General features: G+C 70.9%; 13 protein-coding genes. 6 read left to right on the forward strand and 7 right to left on the reverse strand.

The features are described 5' to 3' along the window. Window positions 1-240: 240 nt before the first annotated feature. Window positions 241-1413 (forward strand): acyl-CoA dehydrogenase family protein, encoded by a 1173-nt coding sequence (locus tag ACQEVG_RS12975; RefSeq protein WP_432981693.1) that lies wholly within the window; start codon window positions 241-243, stop codon window positions 1411-1413. A 327-nt stretch (window positions 1414-1740) separates the two neighbouring features. Here the strand turns inward: ACQEVG_RS12975 and ACQEVG_RS12980 are convergent, their stop codons facing one another. After that, window positions 1741-2148 (reverse strand): hypothetical protein, encoded by a 408-nt coding sequence (locus tag ACQEVG_RS12980; protein ID WP_432981696.1) that lies wholly within the window; start codon window positions 2146-2148, stop codon window positions 1741-1743. A 203-nt stretch (window positions 2149-2351) separates the two neighbouring features. Between ACQEVG_RS12980 and ACQEVG_RS12985 the strand changes: the two genes are divergently transcribed. From ACQEVG_RS12985 to fxsA, 4 genes are all read left to right on the forward strand, one after another. Further along, window positions 2352-2792 (forward strand): Lrp/AsnC family transcriptional regulator, encoded by a 441-nt coding sequence (locus tag ACQEVG_RS12985; protein WP_360883610.1) that lies wholly within the window; start codon window positions 2352-2354, stop codon window positions 2790-2792. Window positions 2793-2802: 10 nt separating this feature from the next. Continuing rightward, entirely contained in the window at window positions 2803-4443 is a 1641-nt protein-coding gene (locus tag ACQEVG_RS12990; protein ID WP_432981699.1) for an amidohydrolase, read from the forward strand. Window positions 4444-4971: 528 nt separating this feature from the next. Further along, the gene (locus ACQEVG_RS12995; RefSeq protein ID WP_432981702.1) at window positions 4972-5742 is read left to right on the forward strand and encodes a polyprenol monophosphomannose synthase; all 771 of its coding nucleotides are present in this window, start codon (window positions 4972-4974) and stop codon (window positions 5740-5742) included. Between the two features lie 98 nt (window positions 5743-5840). After that, window positions 5841-6446 carry an FxsA family membrane protein gene (fxsA, locus tag ACQEVG_RS13000; protein WP_432981705.1) on the forward strand — a complete coding sequence of 202 codons (606 nt, stop codon included), beginning with the start codon at window positions 5841-5843 and terminating at the stop codon, window positions 6444-6446. 121 nt (window positions 6447-6567) lie between these two features. On the opposite strand, the gene ACQEVG_RS13005 is transcribed toward fxsA, so the two are convergent. The 4 genes from ACQEVG_RS13005 to ACQEVG_RS13020 form a co-directional block, all read right to left on the reverse strand. Continuing rightward, window positions 6568-6942: an RNA polymerase-binding protein RbpA gene (locus ACQEVG_RS13005; RefSeq protein WP_003959706.1), complete on the reverse strand. Its 375-nt coding sequence runs from the start codon at window positions 6940-6942 to the stop codon at window positions 6568-6570. Between the two features lie 265 nt (window positions 6943-7207). Further along, window positions 7208-8554, reverse strand: coding sequence for an MFS transporter (locus ACQEVG_RS13010; RefSeq protein ID WP_432981709.1), 1347 nt, complete (start codon window positions 8552-8554; stop codon window positions 7208-7210). 43 nt (window positions 8555-8597) lie between these two features. Beyond that, entirely contained in the window at window positions 8598-9362 is a 765-nt protein-coding gene (locus ACQEVG_RS13015; protein WP_432981712.1) for a glycerophosphodiester phosphodiesterase, read from the reverse strand. Then, complete coding sequence (locus ACQEVG_RS13020; protein WP_432981715.1) at window positions 9359-10018, reverse strand: YczE/YyaS/YitT family protein; 660 nt, start codon at window positions 10016-10018, stop codon at window positions 9359-9361. Before ACQEVG_RS13020 ends, ACQEVG_RS13015 begins: the two co-directional genes overlap by 4 nt. 98 nt (window positions 10019-10116) lie before the next feature. On the opposite strand from ACQEVG_RS13020, the gene ACQEVG_RS13025 reads away from it, so the two are divergent. Next, entirely contained in the window at window positions 10117-11616 is a 1500-nt protein-coding gene (locus tag ACQEVG_RS13025; RefSeq protein WP_432981718.1) for a PLP-dependent aminotransferase family protein, read from the forward strand. Between the two features lie 73 nt (window positions 11617-11689). On the opposite strand, the gene ACQEVG_RS13030 is transcribed toward ACQEVG_RS13025, so the two are convergent. Continuing rightward, on the reverse strand, window positions 11690-13270 hold the full coding sequence (locus tag ACQEVG_RS13030) for a hypothetical protein (RefSeq protein ID WP_432981721.1): 1581 nt from the start codon (window positions 13268-13270) through the stop codon (window positions 11690-11692). A 73-nt stretch (window positions 13271-13343) separates the two neighbouring features. Further along, window positions 13344-13538, reverse strand: coding sequence for a hypothetical protein (locus ACQEVG_RS13035; protein WP_432981724.1), 195 nt, complete (start codon window positions 13536-13538; stop codon window positions 13344-13346). Window positions 13539-13598 lie beyond the last annotated feature (60 nt).

A 13598-nucleotide genomic window follows, 5' to 3' on the forward strand; every position in this document is an offset into this window, starting at 1 on the left:
GGACTAGACCATTCGGGTCAATGGTTCGGACCAATTTCCCGCGCGCGGGCCGGACAAGGGGGTCGGACGGTCCACCCGTGACGTAAGTCCGCTGATCGGGCATACTCAACGCGCCACAGCCGCCGTCGAGCCTCTTTCGTGATCCGGAAGGGCAGCATCGGCCTGGCAGTAAGACCGGCGGCGCGCCCACACCCTTCGCGCGCGACCGCCGCAGCGCCCGACAGGGAGGAGAGCGCCGCAATGCCCGACCGCGCCCCGCAGCCGGTGGATCGTCAACTGCCCACCGAGGAGTCCAGGGATCTGATCGCCCTGGTACGCGAGATCATCCAGCGGGAGATCGCTCCCAGGGCGGCAGAGGAGGAGGACTCCGGGCACTTCCCGCGCGAGGTGTTCTCGCTCCTGTCCGAGTCCGGACTGCTCGGCCTGCCGTACGACTCCGAGTACGGCGGCGGAGACCAGCCGTACGAGGTCTATCTCCAGGTACTCGAAGAGCTCGCCGCGGCCCGTCTCACCGTCGGTCTCGGTGTCAGCGTCCACTCCCTCGCCTGCCATGCGCTCGCCGGCTACGGCTCCAAGGAGCAGCAGGGAGAGCATCTGCCCGCCATGCTCGGCGGCGGCCTGCTCGGCGCCTACTGCCTCTCCGAGCCCGCGTCCGGCTCGGACGCCGCATCGCTGCGCACCAAGGCGGTGCGCGACGGCGACAGCTGGGTGATCACCGGCACCAAGTCCTGGATCACCCACGGCGGGATCGCCGACTTCTACACGGTGATGGCCCGCACCGGCGGGGAAGGCGCCCGCGGCATCACTGCCTTCCTGGTCCCCGGCGATGTGCCGGGGCTGAACGCCGCGGCGCCCGAGAAGAAGATGGGCATGAAGGGCTCGCCCACCGCTCAACTGCACTTCGACGGCGTACGTGTCCCCGACTCCCGCCGGATCGGCGACGAGGGCCAGGGCTTCGCGATCGCGCTCTCCGCCCTCGACTCAGGGCGGCTCGGCATCGCGGCCTGCGCCATCGGCGTTGCCCAGGCGGCCCTCGACGAGGCCGTCTCGTACGCCACCGGGCGCGAGCAGTTCGGCAGGCCCATCGCCGACTTCCAGGGGCTGCGCTTCATGCTCGCCGACATGGCCACCCGGATCGAGGCGGGCCGTGCGCTCTACCTCGCCGCGGCCCGGCTGCGTGATGCGGCCCGGCCGTTCTCCCGGCAGGCCGCGATGGCCAAGCTGTTCTGCACGGACACGGCCATGAGCGTCACCACCGACGCCGTCCAGGTACTCGGCGGGTACGGCTACACCCTGGACTTCCCGGTCGAGCGCTATATGCGGGAGGCCAAGGTGCTCCAGATCGTCGAGGGCACCAACCAGATTCAGCGGATGGTCATCGCGCGTCACTTGGCGGGGCCCGAAACTCGCTGAGGTTAGTCCTCCTGGTTCGTGGTGACCCTGGGCCAGGGGGGCTCAGTCCTCCTGGTTCGTGGTGGCCGTGGGCCAGGGGGCGTTGGTGGTTGCTGTCCGGTGGGTGGTTTCGCGGGCGAGCCGGCTAACTGTTCGCCGCCTTCCCCCCTGCCCGGTCAGCGGGCCGGGGTACGGGCATGACGTTCCGTGCTGGTCTTGGGGAGGGTTCTGACGTACCGTCAATTCCCTTGCCCGGGAGGTCAGCCCGTGTCCGATGGCCCGGACAGCCTGATCCTGCGCCATGGCAGTCTCGCCGCCATGGTGCAGGGAAGCCACTGGACCTGGGGTCTACGCGGCGTGGCGCCGCAGATGCGGCACCCGCAGCGGGCGCGAGCCCGGGCCGCCGACGTGCGAGAAGGGCTGCGTCCGCCAGTCGAGCCCCTGAGGGAGGGTCAGCAGCAGTGCGGTGTCCTGCTCCTGGACCTCGAGCGTCTCGTCGGCGGGACGGGCCTGCGCGGCGGCACGGCCGGTGCCGGCGCACACGGTGAGCCCGAACGGGTTCCACGGGGTGGGGCACAGCGCATGCTCCGGCAGGACGTCCTCGTCCGCGAGGAGCGCGATGGGTTGTGCGCAGTCCGGGCAGCTGACCCGGTACATCTCAAGGGTGTCGTACGCGTCGAGCTCGTCGACTTCAGCCTGTTCGGCCGAATCAACAGGCTCCGGTTCGGTACGTCCGGTGTTCTTGACACTCTGCATGGAGAATCTCCCCCTCGGGTGGGCCGACCAGGCACTTGCGGCCTCGACCACAGCAAGCAATTCCCCACCCGCCCGGCGGGTAACCGTGCGGTCACGACGGACCGTGCGGCGAGCCTGTGGCATTCGTCACATGCCCGCCGCAGATGCCTCCGTGGGCCCCGTGGGCTGTGCCGGAAGCGACCTGGGGCAATAGGTTGATCCGCATGGAGGAGCTGGACAGACAGATCGTGGAATTGCTCGTCAAGGACGGGCGGATGAGCTACACCGACCTGGGCAAGGCCACCGGCCTGTCCACCTCGGCGGTGCATCAGCGCGTCCGCCGCCTGGAACAGCGTGGCGTCATCCGCGGCTATGCCGCCGTTGTCGACCCCGAGGCGGTCGGGCTGCCGCTGACGGCGTTCATCTCCGTCAAACCCTTCGACCCGAGCGCGCCCGACGACATCGCGGAGCGTCTCGCCGACGTACCCGAGATCGAGGCCTGCCACAGCGTCGCGGGCGACGAGAACTACATCCTCAAGGTGCGTGTCGCGACCCCGCTGGAGCTGGAGCACCTGCTCACCCACATCCGCTCGCTGTCCGGGGTCTCCACGCGCACGACGGTCGTGCTCTCCACCCCGTACGAGGCACGCCCGCCGCGTATCTAGGCTGGTCCCCATGACCGAGAGCGCCGCCCCTCAGAGCGAACACCGCACCGTGCTGCTGCGCGGTGGTGAAGTCCACAGCCCCGCCGACCCCTTCGCCACGGCGATGGTCGTCGAACGAGGACATGTCGCCTGGGTGGGTTCCGAGGGCGCCGCCGACGCCTTCGCCGCCGGGGTCGACGAGGTGGTCGACCTCGAAGGGGCGCTGGTCACTCCGGCGTTCACCGACGCACATGTGCACACCACGGCGACCGGCCTCGCCCTCACCGGCCTCGACCTGTCCGGCGCCCGCACCCTGGCCGATGCTCTCGCTCTCGTACGGGAGCACAGCGCCGCACACCCCGGCGACACCGTTCTCCTCGGTCACGGCTGGGACGCCTCGCGCTGGCCCGAGCAGCGCCCCCCGTCCCGCGCCGAACTCGACGAGGCGAGCGGCGGCCGTCCTCTCTATCTACCCAGGATCGACGTCCACTCGGCCGTGGTCACCACCGCCCTGCTCGACCGGGTCCCCGGCGTCACCGGGCTCGACGGCCACCACCCCGAGGCGCCGCTGACCGGCGCCGCCCACCATGCCGTACGCGCCGCCGCCCATGGCGCGATCACCCCCGCCCAGCGCGCCGCCGCCCAGCGCGCAGCCCTCCGGCGGGCCGCATCGCTCGGCATCGGCACCGTCCATGAGTGCGCCGGGCCCGACATCTCCGACGAGGACGACTTCACGTCCCTGCTGGCACTGGCCGGGGCCGAGCCGGGCCCCCGGGTCGTCGGCTACTGGGCCGAACGGGTCGCGAATGCGAAGGACGCCCAGCGCATCCGTGAACTCGGCGCGATCGGCGCTGCCGGCGACCTCTTCGTCGACGGCTCCCTCGGCTCGCATACCGCCTGCCTGCACACCCCGTACGCGGACGCGGCGCACACCGGCAGCGCCCACCTCGACGCGGCCGCGGTCGCCGCCCATGTCACCGCCTGCACCGAGGCCGGACTGCAGGCCGGCTTCCACGCCATCGGCGACGCGGCGCTCACCGCGGTCGTCGACGGCGTCCGGGCCGCCGCCGACGCGCTCGGCCTCGCCCGCGTCCGCGCCGCCAGGCACCGCGTCGAGCACGCCGAGATGCTCACCCCCGAAACCATCGCGGCCTTCGCGGAGTTCGGCCTCACGGCCTCTGTGCAGCCCGCCTTCGACGCCGCCTGGGGCGGCGACGAAGGGATGTACGCGCAGCGCCTCGGCGTCGACCGGGCCCGCACTCTCAACCCGTATGCCGCGCTGCTGCGCGCCGGAGTCCCTCTCGCCTTCGGCTCGGACAGCCCGGTGACGCCGCTGGACCCCTGGGGCACCGTTCGAGCCGCGGCCTTCCACCGCACCTCCGAGCACCGGGTCTCCGCGCGAGCCGCCTTCACCGCCCATACGCGCGGCGGTTGGCGAGCCATCGGCCGCGACGACGCCGGCGTCCTGGTCCCGGGTGCGCCCGCCGACTACGCCGTGTGGCGCACCGGGGAACTCGTCGTCCAGGCCCCCGACGACCGCGTCGCCCGCTGGTCCACCGACCCCCGTTCCGGCACTCCCGGCCTGCCCGACCTCACGCCCGGCGCCGAACTGCCCGTCTGCCTGCGGACAGTGGTCTTCGGACAAACCGTCTTTGCGCGGCCGAACGAGTGACGTGCGGATATTTCGTACGGCCGATCGTTGCTCCCCGCGCTCGGCCGCGACCTGCGGATCTTCCCTGCTGACCTGCTGGTTTGGGCAAACCTCGCAGATCAGGCGACTGTTGACACAGAGCGCCCACCGGCCGGTAGGTTCGGCCGAGTCCACCGCAGGACGTCCGACCGGCAAACCTCCACGCAGTCGTCGAACGCCGCTGGGTCATGGGGCAGTGTGCCGCACCGGCCCACTGCCACTGGGAGCCAGGTTCAGCGCCCGCGCCTCGGGGGCCGAGGGAAGGTTTCAGCCGGTCGGCAGGTGAGACCCGGGTGGGGCCCGGCGTTCAGTAGACAACGGCTCTCGGTCGACCCGCAGCCAGCGGGCCCCAGGTCGGCCCGAAGGACGCCGGGTCCCGATCCGTGGCCAGGGGGGAGCCTTGCCCGCACCCCTTCACCCGGCACACGACGCCTCAGGTCCGTGCCGCCGTATCCACGCACCGTGCGCTCGCTATGGTGGGGCTCTGTGCACGGACTCTAAGGGGCAGTAGTGAACGACGGCGGTCAGCGGCGGTACGGCCCGCTCGGCAGAGCCTTGGTGATCATCCCGACCTACAACGAGGCCGAGAACATCAAGCCGATCGTCTCCCGGGTGCGCGCGGCGGTGCCCGATGCGGACATTCTCGTCGCCGACGACAACAGCCCCGACGGCACCGGCAAGATCGCCGATGAGATCGCCGCCCAGGACCAGCAGGTGCACATACTGCACCGCAAGGGCAAGGAGGGCCTGGGCGCGGCCTACCTCGCGGGCTTCGCCTGGGGAATCGAGCACGGCTATGGCGTACTCGTCGAAATGGATGCCGACGGCTCCCACCAGCCGGAGGAACTGCCGCGGCTGCTGACCGCCCTCAAGGGCGCGGACCTGGTGCTCGGCTCGCGCTGGGTCCCCGGCGGCCGCGTGGTCAACTGGCCCAAGCACCGCGAGTTCCTCTCCCGCGGCGGCAGCACCTACTCCCGGCTCCTGCTCGGTGTCCCCATCCGGGACGTCACCGGCGGCTTCCGGGCCTTCCGGGCCGGGACCCTCGAAGGCCTCGGTCTTGCCGAAGTGGCCTCCCAGGGCTACTGCTTCCAGGTCGACCTCGCCCGCCGTGCCGTCGCCGCCGGATACCACGTCGTGGAAGTCCCCATCACCTTCGTCGAGCGCGAACTCGGCGACTCCAAAATGAACCGGGACATCGTCGTGGAGGCGCTGTGGCGGGTCACCGCCTGGGGAGTGGGGGGCCGGGCGAGTCGTCTACTCGGCCGCAAGCAGTATCCCTGATCGGCCGCAAGCAGTTCGCTGACCCGCTCCTTGCCGACCGGCCGCTTATTGATCGGCCGCTTACGCCGGTCCAGCGGGCGTCCAGGCACACTGGGAGCATGACGATCGGCGCACCGACCCCGACAGCCCCCAAGCGCTCACGCGCCCGCAACCTCCTCCCGCTCGGCATCGCCGCCTGGCTGGTGCTGGAGGTCTGGCTGCTGACCCTTGTCGCAGGGGCGGCCGGCGGGTTCACCGTCCTCGCCCTGCTCGTAGGCGGCGCCGTCCTGGGCGCCGTCGTCATCAAGCGGGCCGGCCGCCGGGCCTTCCGCAGCCTGACCGAGACCCTGCAGCAACAGCAGAACGGCCCGAGCCCGACTGCCGGCTCCGGCACGGGCAACGGAAACACGGGCAAGAGCAGCAAGGGCAACGGCTTCCTGATGCTCGGCGGACTGCTCCTGATGCTGCCCGGCCTGATCTCCGACGCGGTGGGTCTGCTGCTTCTGCTGCCGCCGGTCCGTGCGGCGCTCGGGCGGTACACGGAACGGTCGTTGGAGCGCCGCATGCGCGCCGCCACCCCCGGCAGCCTGGGAGACGCCTTCCAGCAGGCCCGCATTCGCCGGCCGGACGGAAAGATCGTGCAGGGTGAGGTCATCCGGCAGGACGGGACGCCTCCTCCGCGCAGCTACGAGGAAGAGGGCCCCAGGCCGCCGCTGACCCCCTGAGAGAGGGACCGACCGGGGAGAGCGCGCAGAACACAGCCGCGGGCCGTCTCACATTCGCTGTGAGACGGCCCGCGGCTGTTGTGTCGTTGTCTTATGACGCTGTACGTGCGGTGTTACGCGGTCAGGCGGACTTCCGGCTGTCGCGCGGATGCACGGCGATGTTCATGGCGCCGGAGCGCAGGACCGCCAGCCTCTCGGCCAGCACCTCCTCCAGCTCCTCGCGGGTGCGCCGCTCCATGAGCATGTCCCAGTGCGTTCGCGCCGGCTTGCCCTTCTTCTCCTCGGGGCCGTCCCCGTCCACCAGGAGTGCCTGGGCGCCGCACGCCTTGCACTCCCACTCCGGCGGAATCTCCGCCTCTACCGAGAACGGCATCTCAAATCGATGTCCGTTCTGGCATGCGTACTCCACCGCCTGGCGCGGGGCCAGATCGATGCCGCGGTCCGTCTCGTAGCTGGTAACCACGAGGCGCGTACCGCGGAGAGCTCGCTCACTCATGAATCGTGCCTCCCGGGCTTGTCGCCCACAGGACAGGTGTCGCTGTCGTCGTCATCCGGTCAACGTCCGGTCGGCAGTAAAGATTCCCGTTCCGGGTCATGCGTCGCCCGTCGTGCCGCTGCTTATCCAGGGTTTGGGTACCCACCAGTGCCCGGTTTGTCACATCTGACAGAAAGTGTCACCCAGTGAATTCACTTCTTCAGCGCGCAGTAACGGTCCGTCTGGCAGGCCAAAGGCGTACACTACCGGCCTTTCACTTCAACGTCTAAATCCGCTCCGGCACGGGGTTGCCCGCGGCGGCCACCGCGCGCCTCACCGGCACCCGCGCAAGCAGCACGAAACCGAGCGCGAAGAAGACCACCAAAGAGATGATCGCATCGCGATAACTGCCGGTCAGCTGGTACGCGAGCCCGAACACCAGCGGCCCCAGCCAGCTCAGCCCGCGGTCGCTCATCTCGTACGCCGAGAAGTACTCCGCCTCCTTGCCGCGCGGCACCAAATGTGAGAACAGCGACCTCGACAGCGCCTGACTGCCGCCCAGCACCAGCCCGATCGTGCCGGCCAGCGCGAAGAACCAGACCGGCGCCCCGGCCGGCAGGAAGTATCCCACCGCCAGGATCAGCGTCCAGACGGCGAGCGACGCGAGGATGGTGCGCTTGGCGCCATGGGTCCTCGCCAGCCGCCCCATGCCCAGCGCGCCCACCACCGCGAGCACCTGCACCAGCAGCACCGCTGTGATCAGTGTCGTCTGATCGAGGTCCAGCTCCTCGGAGCCGTAGATCGACGCCTGTGAGATCACCGTCTGGACGCCGTCGTTGTAGATCAGATACGCCAGCAGGAACGACAGTGTCAGCGGATGTCTGCGCATGTCCCGCAGCGTCGCCCGCAGCTGTCGCCAGCCGGAGCCCACCGCGCCCTCGCCGCTCGGCGGCAGCCGCCGGTCTCGCAGACGCCGCAGCGGCACCAGGGTGAAAGCGCCCCACCACAGTCCGGCCGATGCCAGACAGATCCGTACCGCCGCCCCTTCGGAGAGAGAGAACGAATCGTGGCCCGAGTACAGGATCAGATCGAGCACCAGCACCAGAGCGCCCGATGTGTACCCGAACGCCCAGCCCCGTGAGGACACCGCGTCACGCTCGTCCGGCTCCGCGATCTGCGGCAGATACGCGTTGTAGAGCACCATCGACACCGACAGGGACGCGTTCGCGACGATCAGCAGGAACGCGCCGAGCAGATACCGCTCGCCGTCCAGGAAGAACATCCCCGTCGTCGCGGTCGCTCCCACGTACGCCGCCGCGGCCAGCAGTGGTTTCTTGCGGCCCGTACGGTCCGCCGCCGCGCCCGCCAGCGGCATCACCAGCACCGCGAGCACCACCGAGACCGACACGGCGTACGCGAAGACAGAGCCCGCGCGTATCGGAATGCCCAGCGGATGCACAAAGCCCTCGGCATCCGCCGCGGCCTTCGCCACGGAGGTCAGATACGGTCCCAGGAAGACGGTCAGCACACTCGTCGAATAGACCGAGCAGGCGAAGTCGTAGAAATACCAGCCGTGTTGCTCGCGTCTGCGCTCAGTCGTCCCGGTCGTCCGGTCCGCGGTGTCGGTCGTCACTCCGCGCCCCCTCGCTCGTCCCGTTGTGCAGACGCGCGGGGTTTCAGACCCAGACTCCCCGGTCGGTCAATACCGTGCGCAACGTCTCCAGATGATCGGTCATGATGCCATCCACGCCCAGGTCCAGGAGTGCGGCCATCCGATCCGCTTCATTCACGGTCCAGACATGGACCTGCAGACCCCGCGCGTGCGCCGCGCGCACAAAGCGCCCGTCGACCACCCGGATGCCGCCCTGGGACTCCGGGACCTGCGCGGCGACCGCGCCCATCCGCAGCGCCGCCGGGATGCCGTACGAGCGCAGCCGCAGACCCACCACACCGCGCACGCCGTACGAGGTGGCAAGCCTCGGGCCCGCCAGACGCATCGCCCGCGTCACCCGGCCCTCCGAGAACGAGCCGATGCACACCCGGTCCCAGGCGCCCGCCCGGCGGATCAGATCGACCAGTGGGACCAGCGCGGGCTCCGCCTTGATGTCCACGTTCCAGCGGGCGTCCGGGAACTCGTCGAGAAGGTCCTCGAAGAGCGCGAGCGGCTCCTTGCCCCCGACCCTGGCCTGCTGCACCTCGCTCCAGGGCAGCTCCGCGAGCTTGCCGCGCGCGTCCGTGACCCGGTCCAGCGTCGTGTCGTGGAAGGCGACCAGCTTGCCGTCCGCCGTGGTGTGCACATCGGTCTCGAAGTAGCGGTAGCCGAGACCGGCGGCCCGCCGGAAAGCGGCCGCGGTGTTCTCGATCCCGTCCGCGGCCCCGCCGCGATGGGCGAAGGCGAGCGTCGAGGGATGGTCCAGATAGCGGTGGAGTACGCGGGTCACCCTCGTAGTATCGCCTGCTCAGGTGTCCCGCCGGCGACGACCGTGCTGCCGCCGGGCTGATCCGGGATGGCGAAGACGCGCAGGAAGAACTGCGCCAGCGGCCCGATGGCCAGGGCGTAGGCGACCGTGCCGACACCCACCGAACCGCCGAGCACGAAGCCGGTCGCGACCACGGCCACTTCGATCGCCGTACGGACCAGCCGGATCGAACTGCCGGTGAGCCGGTGCAGACCCGTCATCAGGCCGTCGCGCGGGCCGGGACCGAAGCGCGCGGAGATGTACAGACCCGTCGCCACGCCGTTGAGCACGATGCCCACGACCATTGCCGGAATCTGCGTCCCGAGGCCGTGCACGTCCGGGACCAGCGCGAGCGTGCCGTCCATCGCGATGCCGATGGCGAAGACGTTGGAGACCGTGCCGAGCCCGGGGCGCTGTCTGATCGGGATCCACAGCAGCAGCACGACCGCGCCGACGATGATCGACACGACGCCGATCGTCAGCCCCGTCCGCTCGGCCAGACCCTGATGCAGCACTCCCCACGGCTCGAGCCCGAGCCCGCCGCGCACAAGGAGCGCGGAGCTCACTCCGTACAGCGCCAGACCGATGTAGAGCTGCAGCACCCTGCGGGTGAGATGCGCGGACCGTGCGGTCGCCATGACGCCCCCCTCTGGTAGTAGTGGACTGACGCATGTCACTCTGTGGCTATAGAACGAGCGTCAACCATGGCCAATTCGAGGAAGGTGGACTGACTTCCATGACTCAGTGGACCTCAGCGGTGGGCGCTGCTCAGCTCGCCCGGCAGCTCACCTCCCAGCAGCCGCGCCCGGCCGGGCCCGGCACCCGCAAGCCCCCCGCCTACCGTGCCCTCGCCGACGGCATCCGGCTGCTCGTCCTCGAAGGGCGAGTCCCCGTCGCCGCCCGGCTGCCCGCCGAGCGCGAGCTCGCGCTCTCGCTGTCCGTCAGTCGCACGACCGTCGCGGCGGCGTACGAGGCGCTGCGCGCCGAAGGGTTCCTGGAGTCCCGCAGGGGAGCGGGCAGTTGGACCGCGGTGCCGGCCGGGAACCCGCTGCCCGCGCGCGGCCTGGAACCCCTGCCGCCCGAGTCGCTCGGCTCGATGATCGACCTCGGCTGTGCCGCCCTGCCCGCGCCCGAGCCCTGGCTCACCCGGGGAGTCCAGGGCGCACTGGAAGAACTGCCGCCCTACGCCCACACGCACGGCGACTACCCGGCCGGTCTGCCCGCGCTGCGCCAGATGCTGGCCGACCGTTACACCGAGCGCGGCATCCCCACCATGCCCGAGCAGATCATGGTCACCACGGGCGCGATGGGCGCGATCGACGCCATCTGTCATCTTTTCGCGGGACGCGGCGAGCGCATCGCCGTCGAATCCCCCTCCTACGCCAACATCCTGCAGCTGATGCGCGAGGCCGGATCCCGGCTCGTACCGGTGGCCATGGCCGAAGGGCTGACCGGCTGGGACCTGCCGCGCTGGCGGCAGGTGCTGCGGGACGCGGCGCCCCGGCTCGCCTATGTGGTGGCCGACTTCCACAACCCGACCGGCGCGCTGGCCGACGAGGACCAGCGCCGCCGCCTGGTCGACGCCGCGCGTTCGGCCGGCACGGTCCTCGTCGTCGACGAAACCATGTCCGAGCTCCACCTGGACGAGAACATCGAGATGCCGCGGCCCGTCTGCGCCTTCGACCCGGCGGGCAGCACGGTCCTCACGGTCGGCTCGGCCAGCAAGGCGTTCTGGGCGGGCATGCGCATCGGCTGGGTGCGGGCGGCGCCGGACGTGATCCGCTCGCTGGTCGCGGCGCGCGCGTACGCCGACCTGGGCACCCCGGTCCTGGAACAGCTCGCCGTCAACTGGCTGATGCAGACCGGCGGGTGGGAAGAGGCCGTCGCCATCCGGCGGGCCCAGGCCCGCGAGAACCGTGACGCGCTGGTCACGGCGGTGCGCCGGGAGCTGCCCGACTGGGAGTTCGACGTGCCGAGTGGTGGGCTCACGCTCTGGGTGCGCACGGGAGGTCTCTCCGGCTCCCGGCTCGCCGAGGTCGGCGAGCGGGTGGGGGTGCGGGTGCCGTCGGGGCCCCGCTTCGGAGTCGACGGGGCCTTCGAGGGCTATGTACGGCTGCCGTTCACGGTCGGCGGTCCGGTCGCGGACGAGGCGGCGGCACGGCTCGCGGCGGCCGCGCGCCTTGTCAAGACGGGCGCGAGCACCGGGACGGAAGCGCCACGGACGTTCGTCGCCTGACGGGGGCGTCAGCCATTGTCGGCCGGGTGCGGGCTGGGGCGCGCCCCCGATGGTTGTGGCCCGACGGTTGGCCTCAGCCCTCGGCGGGCACGGGACCGGCCACCGCGGCGGGTGCGGGCGTGGGCTCGGGTGCTGCGGCCTCGACCCGCTCCTGCCGCTCCGGCAGCAGCTCCAGCACCGCCCGCCGGTGCGCCTCGCTGGTGGCCTCGTCGTACGGGTCCGGGGTCGCGGGCACCTGAAGCCTGAGCACCGGACCCGTGCCGAGCCGGGCGTATCCGCGGCCCGGCGGGACGTCGGGCGTCGGCGTGGTGTGCGGCTCCCTGCCCAGTACGGACTCCACCTGCTCAAAACTGGCGGGGCCCAGCACCACGCGGGCGCGGGTGTGCGTCCGTACCGTCTCCGTCAGCGACTCGACGCTGTCGAACTGCTCGGCCACGACCACCGTGACCTGGGCGGCCCTGCCGTGCTGCAGGGGCACCTGCAGCAGCTGCTGCGGATCGGCGCGCCCGTCGGCCGCCGCGAGATGGCCGAGGATGCTCGGCCGGTCCAGCAGGATCCACAGCGGCCGCTTGGTGTCGTCGGGCGCGGGGTGCCCGGCCTGCCTGGCACGGTTGGCGGCGATCAGCCGCCGTTCGGTCTCGTGCGCCGCCCACTCAAGGCTGGCCAGCGCCCCGGCGAGACCGCAGTCGACGGCGAGTACGCCCGCGCGCCCCGTCAGGCAGGCGTACTCGCCGGTCCCGCTGCCCTCCACGATCAGCACGTCCCCGTGCTGCAGGGCCTGGAGAGCGATCGATCGAAGCAGGGTCGTGGTGCCGCTGCCGGGCTCGCCGACCGCCAGCAGATGCGGCTCGGTGGAGCGGGGCCCGGTGCGCCACACCACAGGGGGTGCGTCGCGGGTCTCCTCGCCCGCCGCCACCGGCACGGTGCGCTGCACCGCGCCAGCGTCGGTGAAGCCCAGCACGGTCTCGCCGGGGACGGTGACGAAACGCTGGGCGGCGATGGCGGTGGACAGGGCGGGCAGCACGCTCATCACGAGCTGGTTGCCCTCCTCGTCCCAGTCGAAGAGGTACTCGCGGCCGCGCCCGGACTTGGCGTGCAGCAGCTGCTCGATACGGGTGCGGGCCTCGGCCTCCCCGTCGGTGAAGTACGCGGGGTATGCCACCCGAAGCCGGGTCAGCCGGCCGTTGCCGTCGAACTCGTAGTCGCTGAATGCCTCGCTCCACTCCCCGCCGTGGGCGAACAGCGGAGCCGGGTCCTCGGCGACCGAGAAGTACGGCACGAGCGCTTCGTACAGTGCCTTCAGCCGCGCGGTCTCGGCCTCGTCGGGGCCGGTCCTGGCGGGGGTGCGCACCCGGCCCTTCCAGGCCGCCGCGGCCATCACCGAGATCAGGGCGAGCAGCGGCCCGAACGGGATGAGCGCGACCACCAGGACGATCGCCGCGACCAGGAACAGCGTGGGACCACGCCGTTCCTTGGGCATGGCGGTCCACTTGTGCAGAGCCGTGGCGGCCAGCTGCCGCAGGCCACGGGTGACCGTGATCAGCGGATGGAGGACATCCGTGGCGCTGTCGGCGGCCGTGCGCGCGATCTCGCGGCTCCGGGCGATCTGTGAGCTGCCGCTGCGCAGAATGCGGGGGAGTGGTCGCCGGGCCACATCGGTCTCCTGAAGGTGCTGATGATGCTGATGGTGCTGGGGTGTTGCGAAGGACTGCGCGGGAGCGCGGGTGTCAGAACTTGATCCCGCCCAGGAGGCTGGCGAGGCTCGCGCTGCCTGCCTTGATGCTGGGGGCGATCGCGGTGCCCGAGACGAAGAAGCCGAAGAGCCCGCAGACGACTGCGTGGGACCCCTTGAGCCCGTCCTTCCTGAAGAAGAGGAAGACGATGATTCCGAGCAGGATGACGCCTGAGATGGAGAGGATCATGAGAGGTTCTCCTGGTTGAGGGGACAGTCACCATGAGTACTTCCATGCTCACAGGAAGTG

The sequence above is a fragment of the Streptomyces sp. CA-135486 genome (assembly GCF_050936555.1).
Lineage (GTDB): Bacteria > Actinomycetota > Actinomycetes > Streptomycetales > Streptomycetaceae > Streptomyces.

What these genes read in the sequence shown, in the direction of transcription:
- ACQEVG_RS12975 (WP_432981693.1), top strand. Translation starts at nt 241, where the DNA reads ATGCCCGACCGCGCCCCGCAGCCGGTGGATCGTCAACTGCCCACCGAG.
- ACQEVG_RS12980 (WP_432981696.1), bottom strand. Translation starts at nt 2,148, where the DNA reads ATGCAGAGTGTCAAGAACACCGGACGTACCGAACCGGAGCCTGTTGAT.
- ACQEVG_RS12985 (WP_360883610.1), top strand. Translation starts at nt 2,352, where the DNA reads ATGGAGGAGCTGGACAGACAGATCGTGGAATTGCTCGTCAAGGACGGG.
- ACQEVG_RS12990 (WP_432981699.1), top strand. Translation starts at nt 2,803, where the DNA reads ATGACCGAGAGCGCCGCCCCTCAGAGCGAACACCGCACCGTGCTGCTG.
- fxsA (WP_432981705.1), top strand. Translation starts at nt 5,841, where the DNA reads ATGACGATCGGCGCACCGACCCCGACAGCCCCCAAGCGCTCACGCGCC.
- ACQEVG_RS13005 (WP_003959706.1), bottom strand. Translation starts at nt 6,942, where the DNA reads ATGAGTGAGCGAGCTCTCCGCGGTACGCGCCTCGTGGTTACCAGCTAC.
- ACQEVG_RS13020 (WP_432981715.1), bottom strand. Translation starts at nt 10,018, where the DNA reads ATGGCGACCGCACGGTCCGCGCATCTCACCCGCAGGGTGCTGCAGCTC.
- ACQEVG_RS13025 (WP_432981718.1), top strand. Translation starts at nt 10,117, where the DNA reads ATGACTCAGTGGACCTCAGCGGTGGGCGCTGCTCAGCTCGCCCGGCAG.
- ACQEVG_RS13035 (WP_432981724.1), bottom strand. Translation starts at nt 13,538, where the DNA reads ATGATCCTCTCCATCTCAGGCGTCATCCTGCTCGGAATCATCGTCTTC.